Source organism: Sulfuricurvum sp., from assembly GCF_049305995.1.
Taxonomy (GTDB): domain Bacteria; phylum Campylobacterota; class Campylobacteria; order Campylobacterales; family Sulfurimonadaceae; genus Sulfuricurvum.
In genome coordinates, this window is record NZ_JBAQPS010000367.1 from 1 (window position 1) to 10,832 (window position 10,832).

The 10,832-nt window shown below is 39.2% G+C and carries 8 protein-coding genes and 1 pseudogene; 4 read left to right on the forward strand and 5 right to left on the reverse strand.

Annotated elements, in window-relative coordinates:
• From WA010_RS12295 to WA010_RS12310, 4 genes are all read left to right on the forward strand, one after another.
• On the forward strand, positions 1–2,340 hold a 2,340-nt coding region (locus WA010_RS12295; protein WP_422557409.1), incomplete at its 5' end, for a hypothetical protein.
• Between the two features lie 14 nt (positions 2,341–2,354).
• Complete coding sequence (locus WA010_RS12300) at positions 2,355–3,029, forward strand: hypothetical protein (protein WP_422557410.1); 675 nt, start codon at positions 2,355–2,357, stop codon at positions 3,027–3,029.
• Positions 3,030–3,034: 5 nt separating this feature from the next.
• Positions 3,035–3,955 carry a type II secretion system protein gene (locus WA010_RS12305; protein ID WP_422557411.1) on the forward strand — a complete coding sequence of 307 codons (921 nt, stop codon included), beginning with the start codon at positions 3,035–3,037 and terminating at the stop codon, positions 3,953–3,955.
• A 16-nt stretch (positions 3,956–3,971) separates the two neighbouring features.
• Entirely contained in the window at positions 3,972–4,391 is a 420-nt protein-coding gene (locus WA010_RS12310; protein WP_422557412.1) for a hypothetical protein, read from the forward strand.
• A 32-nt stretch (positions 4,392–4,423) separates the two neighbouring features.
• Here the strand turns inward: WA010_RS12310 and WA010_RS12315 are convergent, their stop codons facing one another.
• The 5 genes and pseudogenes from WA010_RS12315 to WA010_RS12335 form a co-directional block, all read right to left on the reverse strand.
• The gene (locus WA010_RS12315; RefSeq protein ID WP_422557413.1) at positions 4,424–4,801 is read right to left on the reverse strand and encodes a response regulator; all 378 of its coding nucleotides are present in this window, start codon (positions 4,799–4,801) and stop codon (positions 4,424–4,426) included.
• Between the two features lie 19 nt (positions 4,802–4,820).
• Entirely contained in the window at positions 4,821–8,195 is a 3,375-nt protein-coding gene (locus tag WA010_RS12320) for an ATP-binding protein (protein WP_422557414.1), read from the reverse strand.
• Positions 8,196–8,218: 23 nt separating this feature from the next.
• Positions 8,219–9,700 carry a hypothetical protein gene (locus WA010_RS12325; RefSeq protein ID WP_422557415.1) on the reverse strand — a complete coding sequence of 494 codons (1,482 nt, stop codon included), beginning with the start codon at positions 9,698–9,700 and terminating at the stop codon, positions 8,219–8,221.
• A gap of 10 nt (positions 9,701–9,710) precedes the next feature.
• Positions 9,711–10,124 (reverse strand): PAS domain-containing protein, encoded by a 414-nt coding sequence (locus WA010_RS12330; protein ID WP_422557416.1) that lies wholly within the window; start codon positions 10,122–10,124, stop codon positions 9,711–9,713.
• Positions 10,125–10,195: 71 nt separating this feature from the next.
• Positions 10,196–10,832, reverse strand: a pseudogene (locus tag WA010_RS12335) (excinuclease ABC subunit C); the annotation flags it as partial.

Genomic DNA, 10,832 nt, shown 5'->3' on the forward strand with positions numbered 1-10,832 from the left:
GTGTATGCAGGATTCAACATTGTCTATGCCGATTATGCAAACAATGCCCTACCATCCCAATATTATTATAATCTTCCTACCCAGATTGCATCGCGTGCCGATAATTACAAAGTCATATCACAGGTAGGATACGGTGCCAATTCGAATGCTTTGACGGATATCAACGCAACCGTCAAAATAGAACTGGTAGATGCCGACACCTCCGAGACCTGTTCAACAATGACTCCAATCAGCGATCATACATGGATTACCTTTGATAACAGCGGTACAACCGATTTATACGCTGATGATATCATCACCGGTTCGATTATCTATGACACCAATGCATCACGACAGTTTTTCAAAAAAGCGGCTAAAAACGTCAAATTTCGTATTAGCTATTCCCGTGCAGACACGGATGGTTTGATTACGTTTACAAAAGATGATAATGGAAAATACCATTTAGAAAACTTCCCTGCATACGCTGGTAGCACCTGTGTCAATGCGTTTGATGCGACGGTGTTTAATGGTAATGCAACAACACAACATCATTATACACAAGTTCCAGAAGCATGTGCCAATAACGGTAATGGAAATGGAAATTCGGGAATGACTCAGCATGAATTGAGCGTATGTATGGAGTGTTTGTATGGAACAAATGTTACTTACACCTGTTCTCAGGATAATTTTTCAATCCGTCCCGAAGGGTTTCTAGTCAAAATCAACGATCAGAACCAAACGACGGGAGGATCGAAATCAACCATAGCCCTCAATACCAATCCGACAGCGATAAATTTGGCATCCGGTTACCTCTATTCGACAGAAGTCAATGCGACAAATCATATCGACAGTTTTCCTCCGACGGATTATAATACCTCCTCAGCAATGTTCTCATGGCGTTGGACTCCCGGAACAGTGAATGTAAGCGGATGCAATGATACATCGGATAAAAACACGACGTTAACATTTTCAGCAGGTATGACAGATACAAACATATCGGTAGCACAGGTAGGCAACTATCAGCTTGATGTGATTGATTCCTCATGGACAGCAGTCGATCGTAGCCCGAGCGGTCATACTTCACCCTATTATGTGACAACAGCCGATGCTGATTGTGTTGTCGGTTCCAATGCAACCAGTGCAGTTAAAATCAGCGATATAGGGAGTAATCCGAGTATCAACGGCTGTAATATCGGCAGCGATCATACCAACAGCGTTGAGGGAGTCACCTATTATGACAACAATGCAACATTTCATCCCTATACGATCGATATCAGCACGATGGCATTTTCCAAGGGAACGACACCTACACCCATCACCTCCGGTTCCAATGCTTTTGTGTACACATCCGATCTCAGTCGAGATGACAGTATGAATATGTCACTCCGCGCAAGCGGTAATATCAAAGCATTAAGCTACAGCAATACAGTATTAAGTAATTTCGTAGCCGATTGCTATGCCAAAGATCTAAATCTTACCTTACACAGTTCAAATAATCTGACCCTCGACAATGGAACCTATCAAATCCGTTTTATGGATTATAACAGTTCAGGTAGTCTCATTTATGACAGCAATGCAACGAATGTAACCACCACAAATCTATCTATTCCCCTATTTCAAATCAGTGACGGAAATTTTACAAAAGATACCAACGGTTCCCTATCGACACTCTCTCGAATCAATTACGATCATAATCATACACGCCCTACTAATCCGATTACAGCGCAACTGCACCATCTGAGCATCCAATGTTCAACCCCTTCAGAGTGCCAAATGTACGCGGATGGAATATCATCCCACGAAGCAAACAGTACCGCTTCGATGGATATGAATATCACCTATGCATACGGTAGAGTGATTCCTCGGGATGTGAGAGTTTTTGGGTCTAGTTCATTCACTGCCAATGCATGGTATGAGGTGTACAATGCATCGTCTTTACTGGGTACAACACTCCAACCCAGCCGTAATACGTCGCTTTGGTATATCAATGCCGAGCATAATGTTAGCAATGACGGTAATGCCAGTGTTAGTGTTATCCTCCCCTCTTTGAATCTCTTATCCACTTCCAACAGTGCAGGGGTAGAAACATACACATTTGCAGGTACGAATCCCGTATACAGCGGTATCGCCCATATCAATACCGATCCGTGGCTCTGGTACGGTGCCAATGCCTCAGAATACGCTGATCCCATCAATGCAACCAATTTGGACTGTTTGACCCATCCGTGTTTCAATATCAATATTGTTCCGAATATGGGACGTGCCGGCAGTGCAACATCCGAAAGCTTAAGGAATACAAAAAGTAATAAATCGACTACCACGAACAGGGTGACATATGATTATTCACCCTCAACACGATAAGGAGAGGTAACGTCATGAAACGTCCCGCCATAGCTATGATCGAACTTATTTTTGCGATTGTTATTATTGCGATCAGCGTTCTTTCGATCCCTTCCATTCTAGCCGTCGCCAATAATGCGTCTAAAGGTATATTGATAGATGAAGATATTCTCATCCGTTTATCAGGAGAAATCATACGTGTTTCCCAAGCTCGTTGGGATCAAAATTCGACAGCCCCGGAATTTAGACCATTATTGATTACAGGTACAGTTCCAGAAGATATGGTATGTGATCGAAATGTGAGCGGAATTTTGTATCGTCGTAATCCTGATTCGACTTTACCATGCTCCAGTGCTTCTCCTTCGATGCCAACGGCTCCGGCAAATGGGGATTTAAACCTAACCAAAGGGATCGAACAACTGCATAATCAATCTTATAATTTAGAGATCAATGCTACGGGTGGAGCTATCTATACGATCCCAATTGCGTACAATGTCAGTTATGTAAGAGCGGCGTTGATTAATCTTAATAATGGTGTTGGAACGGCAACATGGACGCTCGGTTCATCCACAAATGTTGATCCAGCCGATCCTGCTGATGGAACTCAAACGCATTTGAAACGAATCGTTGTCAATGCCGGAAGCACAGATACAGATACCAACATGACGCTCACGTTTTTCAAATCCAATGTTGGGAAGTTTGCTGAATGAAACGGATGAATAAAGCTTTTACACTGATCGAACTCCTTTTCGTTATTGTGATCCTCGGTATTGTCGCCGGATTGGCATTAGAGGCAATTCGCCAATATTACAACGGTATATACCGTACCAATGAATATGCCAAACGTGTCGCTCAGGCAGATCAAGTGCTTGAACAAATTTCAAAATATTTTGAAAATGCCGTATCAGCCTCCATGATTCGCCTCGATCAAGACGGCAACGGCACTGCTTTAGGATCTACCTGTGAGGGAATATTAACCACAGGAAATGATGCACATGATTATACCATTGCGTTTGTAGGGGTTGATAATGATGGGATTAGAGGTTTTTGGGATGGTACACGTTGGCGTCCGGGATGGAGCAGTCATGTCATCAGCTCAGGCTCACTCATCTCATCACCAGAATCCAATTATACTGCCTTGAACAACATCAGTGCACTGAATACAGCTGCAATCTTTCGCAACGAAGGCTTGGGGGAAGGATCAGATGAGTGTCACCGCTTTGGATGGACTAGTCCTATCACCGCAGAAAACCATGTCTACCGCGCGATTAATTCGGTGGATTCGGATACCAATTTAACACTAAACGCTGTCCTAAGTGACAGTGGAGAATCCGACCGCGCTTATCTACTGCGAAGTGCGTATGCATTTCGTGCCATAGATGGCAACTTTAGTATGTACTCTGATTTTCAACCGTGGAGCGGTGAACAATACACCGCTGCAACAGCCCATCTTTTAGCAGATAAAGTCTCCCATTTTACGATTCTTTATGATATTAGCAATACTTCTGTCAATTCGGCTATCGGTAACGTATTCACTCTCAAAATCTGTATGAAAGGTTTGGATGAAAATCTAAGCGATACGGATGATAGTGCTCATCAAATATGCCGTGAAAGGATGGTCCATGTCCGTTACTAAGAAAAAAGGATTCGCTATGATTATAGCAATATTCGTCGTTGTCATCATTGCCGGAAGCGGAGCATTTTTACTCCGAAATATTTCAACCGGCAGTAAATCGGCTTCAGATAACTATCTTCGTATTCAGGCCGATTTATTAGCACAGAGCGCAACAGAATATGCGTTAATGAGGGCACAAGATGTGAATACATCCGCTGTGGGAAATCCTTGTTTAAACCAACTTAATATTACGGTCAATGATGCTTCAGGAGCTAGGATGTTTGATATTAATGCTTCGCTAGCTTACTCTTTCAATGGTGCCGCTCCGGCAGGATGTACAGCATTAGCTTCTAGTACTGGAAAAAAGAGTATGGTACTGATTGATATTACGGTAGATGATAATAATATCTCTACAGAGGATATTAGAGTTCATAAACGAACTTGGCAACAGCTGTAAAGAGTAACAATAGATAGCGTTCAGGTATAAATTTACAGTGCTAGTTGAGCAATTTTAGCCACAACATCCCGTTCACGCACCGGCTTCATCAAAAATCCATTGGCTCCGCATTCGAGTGCCTCAGTTTTTTTGGTTTCATCGGTGGTTAAAATAATCACAGGAAGCTGACGCAATGACTCATCCGCACGAATCACTTTAAGCATTTCAATCCCCCCCATCACAGGCATAATAATATCCAGTAAAATAATATCAATATCATCTTGCGTTTTGAGAATTCCGATAGCATCGGCACCATTTTTAGCCTCTACAACCTGCGCTACATTGGGGGTTTTCATTAGCATTGTTTTAAGAAGCTTAAGGTTGATAATATCATCATCAACCACAAGTACTTTCAGCTTTTTTTCACTCATTGTATAAATCCTCTATTTTTTAAATGAATTTTTCAAAAACAAGTCGTAAAAGATCTTTGTTAATTACATTCTTAATAATTTCATCCACATAGATAGCATCACCCTCTTCTTGACTAAGATTTGGATCAATCAGCATAACCAAAGATATGTCGCTTTCATTCGCGCGGATTATATCATACAGATTCTTGAGATTTAGACCACTTAACGTTTTATCAAATAATGCCAATTTATATCGACGTTCTTCTAATGCTTCCAAAAATTTATCCACATTATCCACTGTTTGATAGCTATATCCCAAGTCATCAAGAATACGACTGAAAAGTTTTATTTCTAAATTATTTTGCTTTGCTAATAAAATATCAGCGTCATAGGTCAAGGGTTGTGTTAGCGAAAGTGGCTGTAATGGTATATCAAATCCTTTCATAACACTATCCACTTCATCGGGTAACGTTTTCATCACCTCCTGAGCTGCTTCATTCACTACTTCTTTACGAACTTCCAGATAAGGCTCTGGTTCAAAAATAAGTTCATCATTTGGTTTAATTGTACCGATCAAATCCTCTATTGGAGAAGGAAACGCTTTAGAGGGTGAAATCCTAATGGGTTGCGCTTCGTCATTGAGTTCGAAAATATCTTGAATCGATTTTGGAATGGCCTTAATATCCACAATCTTATGTGATAAAAAGTTGTTGAGCAAAGAGATGATTTCATTACGTACCAACGGTTTTGTCGTATATTCATCCATACCGGCATTTATAAAACGCTCACGATCCCCTTTTAACGCATTGGCTGTAAGGGCAATAATCGGAATATGGTGTTTTGAATAGTCTTCTTCAAAATCCAAAATTTCTTGTGTGGCTTCAATACCATCAAGAACCGGCATTTGAATATCCATGAAAATAATATCGAAATTACCATTTTTACGTTTTTCAAATGCTTCCAAACCATTATTGGCAATCGTAATTTCAAATCCTAAATCTTCTAAGGTACGACGAATCAATTTCTGATTAATAATATTATCTTCGGCAACTAAAGCAGTGGCAGCAAAACGAGAATTCTTTTCATCAAATTTTTTACGTCGAGTCGCTTTTTGTTTACGATTGCTAAAGGCTTCTGCCTCGTATGCATCAAGCGTTAATCGAATTTTAGAGCTGTTTAGCGGTTCATAAAGAACTTTAAAAATCTCGATTCCCATAGAATCGATTTGTTTCATATAATACGATTTAGTAATAAGGACTAATTGCTCTTGTGACGCAGTAAAAGAGAGGAGCGTCTCATCATTGGTATAATCATTATCCACAAAAAGAAGATCATAATTAATTTGACGTTCAAGCGTTTTAAGTTCATCAAACTCATAAAATGTCGTATAGCTAACACCAAAATAATCAAGATATTCTTTGAGATATATATTTTGGAGTTTTTTCTTAGAATGGCTTTCCAAAATAACCGCATTGATATTAGAAAAAGAACCTTTAAGAGGTTCGTTAAGAGTTTCAATTTCTTCAAATTCCAAGGTAAAGAAGAATGTGGTTCCATTGCCCGGTTCACTTTCAAGATCCAATTTGGATCCCATAAGCTCTACGAAACGGCTTGAAATCGTTAATCCAAGACCAGTTCCACCATATTTACGCGTAATAGAAGTATCCGCTTGAGAAAAAGCTTCAAAAATACGAGATTTTTGTTCACTGGTAACCCCAATACCGTTATCTTTAACTTCAAAGCGAACACGAGCCCGATTTAGAATATCACACTCTACACGTCTGATATCAACACTAATCGCTCCACCGCTATTGGTAAATTTAACGGCATTGGATAAGAGGTTAATAATAACTTCTTTAATTTTAGTCGGATCCCCTTTGAGCGGTCGTTCAAGACTTGGATCCACATAACATGCAAGATCGATATGTTTTTCAGAAGCGCGCACTCCATAAACTTCCACCGAACTTTCAAATTCATCCAATGGATTAAAGACAATCTCTTCAATTTCAAGTTTGTTACTTTCAATTTTAGAGAGGTCAAGAATATTATTGATAATTTCAAGAAGATTCTCAGAACTTTTTTCGATAATATCAATAAACTCACGCTGTTCATCATGAAGTTCTGTATCTTTTAGGAGCTCCGTAAATCCAACAATTCCATTCAAAGGGGTACGAATTTCATGGGACATATTCGCCAAAAACATTGATTTTGCTTCAGATGCTTCCATCGCATATTGTTTATCATTGATAGTTTGTTCAATAATACGTTCAAGTAAAGCATAGGCTTGTGCCGTACCTGCTGTTGTGTCAAGATTAATAGCATGACTCAAAGCTTCCGCTTCATTATCATGAGCATCATCAGCAACCCGTTTTAAAACGGATTCAAGATTTTTAATATTGGTGGTAATCTCAGCCGAGAAAAAGTATCCCAAAATGGCTATCAAAAGCCCTAGAACCCATATCGAAATAGCAATGATAAGAATTTGAACCGCTTGTTTTTGAACAACAAGCGTACGCTTATCCATCGCGTCAATCAAAATTTGTTCAGCAGCATTGATAGCATCGGTTTTTTCCGAAATCATGGCGAACCAAACCCCTGAAGGAGTTTCATAAATACCGGTTGTAGCAGCTTGAAGAATACCGGTTCTCTCAGCGGTAATATCCAAATAAAGTTCGGTATTATCTTCACTGTAAAGAGATTCTTTTAAAACGGTTTGAATCGCTTTGTTACTAATTCCTTCAAGATTCAACGTATCGGATTTTGCAATCAAAGATATCCATCGATTCAACTCTTCTTCTGCCAAAGGGGTAGCACGAGAGAGTACATACGTGATATAGTCCCGTTCAATACTGCTAAATTCATTAGCACGGACAAGAGAAAGGTACGCGGAAGATAGAGAGTTGACCTCTTCATCAAAATGAAGGGTAGCAAGTTCACCCAATTCATTGATAAGTTTATCGCCCGATTTACCGTAAACATCGGTAAATATTTTATCAAAATTAGCAGTTCCGCTATCGACTAACGGACGAGACTCTTTAATATTATTATAAATTTTAGTTATTATTTTAGATAATACTGCTGCGTTTTTCCCTTCACTACTATGGACGCGGCTCAATGCATGAAGATGTTGTTGATAAGCAGTAATTTTTTGATCCACAATAGCACGTTGCGCATGCAGTGATTTAAGGGTGGTTAACGAAGCGTTACCCATATACATCACCGTCATCCCACGTTCACGTGAGAGATTGTTAATAAGATCATTCAGTTGCTTATTTCCTTCAAGCTGTACTTGAAGTTGTTGCGCACCTTTATAACTATTATACGCATTGTATACGTAATAGCTCGCAAGTGCAAAAAGTACCACTATGGGTAAAAGACTGATGAGACGAAGTCGATTTCTAAGTCCTAGTTGCATGGGGTCTCCTCTGTATGCTAGTTTTATAATTGTTCAAGAAAATTATTAAGTTGCTTCGAAGCTTTATTAGCTTCTTGAGCATCATTGGTTATAGATAATATTGCCAGTTCTTCCGAAATTTTACTTAACCGTAAATTATCGCTAATCCCTTTTAATTGAGCTGCACTGTTTTTCCAAGCATGGGTATCAAATGCACCGATTGCAACAACAATATCTTTGGCAATAATACGAGCATCGTGTTTATATTCATCGATAATCTCATCGAAAAAATCACGTTCAATTCCAAGTTCTTGTGCAACCATCCCTTTCTCATAATGCAAAGATGGAGAAGATGATGGGATTGCTTCTTCTACATCACAATGAACTGTCTCATCTTCTATCGGAGTATCAATAAAATCATCGAAAGATTCTTCCGGAGTCGGTAGCGGTTCATCTTGTTTAATAGCAAAGACATAAATATCATCATCCACCGGAACACTAGTAGATACATTCTTTATTGCATCAGAATTTACTAATTCGGATGATTCCGTCCCAATAGAGTTTTCGGTTCCTTCAAGTTTTGCAATGATCTTGTAAAAATATTTGAGATTAGCCTCTATTTCAATCAAATCATTGGACGTATTAATGGTGCTTAAAGATTCTAACGCATCTTCAATACGCAAATTAGCAGCGACCCCTTTAAGTTTATGAGAGAGAATTTTAATATTATTTATATCCGCTTTAAGGACTGCACTAAAAAGCTCACTTTTAAATTCGTAGGCTTGTTGAATAAAATCACCGATAAATTCTTCGATTAAATCGACTGGAAGCCCCAATTCACGGGCAGCAACATTCGGATCAAATCGATATGATTTATCAACTTTCAAGACTTCCAAAAAGTCTTTTTCAGCGGGTGATAAAGAAACTACTTCATTTTGTTGAGGTATTTCATCGTTCCGCGAAAAATTCGATTTTGGATATGAATCTTCTATTGAACCATCAAGAGATTTAAATGCATTATCATCAAAAGGGGAAAGTTCCAACGGAGTCGGTTCACTGAGTGCCGTCGGGATTATATGCGTATAATCAGGAAGGATATCATTCACCCGCTCAAAAGATGGCTGAGGAGTATCTTGTTCTATGATCGGACGAGATATCTCTTGTACTTTCGGTGCAACAAGAGGTTTAGTATCATCGCCGCTAATCGATTGAATATGTGTCATATCAATCATATAGCCGTGTTCTCTCGATTCAACACACAAATATAGATCACGAATACTCAATGTACAAGAAAAGGTACGCCCATTAGCATGGACGATAGCTGAACGTGCATCGGAATCAGCATGAAGTAAAAAATCAATCCAGTTAAAACTTTTAAAATTATGAATGTATCCCGGTTCTTTGGCGAAAAGATCGGCTACATCACTACATACATCGAGAAGATTCTCTAGCGTTGCGTAATTTAAAAGCTTCAGACCATCTTCATCGATACCGATAAATTCGCGTTGATGATTATAAAATAACACTCATCCCCCCCTATCTTTCTTGGTCAATCATTTTTTTGTATAACGCAGCCGTTTCATCAATATTTTTTCGTGCTGCCGGTTTTCGTGCTGCTATATACCCTTTTAGGTTACCATTTTCATCAAATGTAGGCGCAACCTCAGTATCAACCCAGTAATAGAGTCCATCTTTACGGAGATTTTTAACCAAACCATGCCACAAAGCACCCGATTGTACCGTCTTCCACATTTGAGCAAAGGCAGCACGCGGCATATCAGGATGACGGATGATATTGTGTGGCTTTCCAACCAATTCATCAACACTATACCCTGAAATTTCACAAAATCTTCGATTAGCGAATGTAATCACACCATGCACATCAGTTTCGCTGACAATAACACGACCTTCAAAAAAGTACTCTTCATCGATTGGAATAGGATGTCCCATAGATTTGCCCCTTAGCTAAAAAACTGCTGAAAACATAAAGTGATGGAATATGGCATAAACTCCATAAAAGATTACTTAGAGACCGTTTTTGCATCATGATTTTGGATGTTTTTTGCATCTTTTGCACCAATCAATTCACAAAGTGTCTGAAAATCACTTTTTTCAATTGCTTCGAAGGTACCAAAGAACTCAATTAATTTTTGGATTTTTGGTTGCGAAATACCTCGAATAGAAAGATGTTTTGATTGTTGATCCTGTTTAAGTTTAATTTTTTTATGAAACGTTATCGCACTTCGATGAGCCTCATCACGAAGTTTTTGAATAAACTGTAACCGTTTGTCTAAACTTTCTAGCCGTAAGGTTTGATTTGCCGCATGAAGAATATCACGAGCTGCTCCTTTGGAACGGTGTGCTTTAGCATCAATTTTTTCTTTACTAATGGCAATAACATCAATATTAATCCCATTGGATTGGAGTAAATCAACGGCCAAAGTACGTAATGTTTTTCCACCGTCGAGCACCCATAAATCCGGTGGAGAATTTTCACCAAACCCTGTGATACGACGACGAAGCATCTCAGACATTTGACCGTATTCATCTCTTTCATGTAGATGAAAAGTTCGATACCCGTTTTTATCAAAACGTCCTTCATCATAAACAATCATTGCTCCGACAATAGCGCTTCCAGCATGATGTGAATTATCAAAT

Coding starts and splice junctions, on each gene's coding strand:
- WA010_RS12305 (WP_422557411.1), top strand. CDS start 3,035: ATGAATAAAGCTTTTACACTGATCGAACTCCTTTTCGTTATTGTGATC.
- WA010_RS12320 (WP_422557414.1), bottom strand. CDS start 8,195: ATGCAACTAGGACTTAGAAATCGACTTCGTCTCATCAGTCTTTTACCC.
- WA010_RS12330 (WP_422557416.1), bottom strand. CDS start 10,124: ATGGGACATCCTATTCCAATCGATGAAGAGTACTTTTTTGAAGGTCGT.
- WA010_RS12315 (WP_422557413.1), bottom strand. CDS start 4,801: ATGAGTGAAAAAAAGCTGAAAGTACTTGTGGTTGATGATGATATTATC.
- WA010_RS12300 (WP_422557410.1), top strand. CDS start 2,355: ATGAAACGTCCCGCCATAGCTATGATCGAACTTATTTTTGCGATTGTT.
- WA010_RS12310 (WP_422557412.1), top strand. CDS start 3,972: ATGATTATAGCAATATTCGTCGTTGTCATCATTGCCGGAAGCGGAGCA.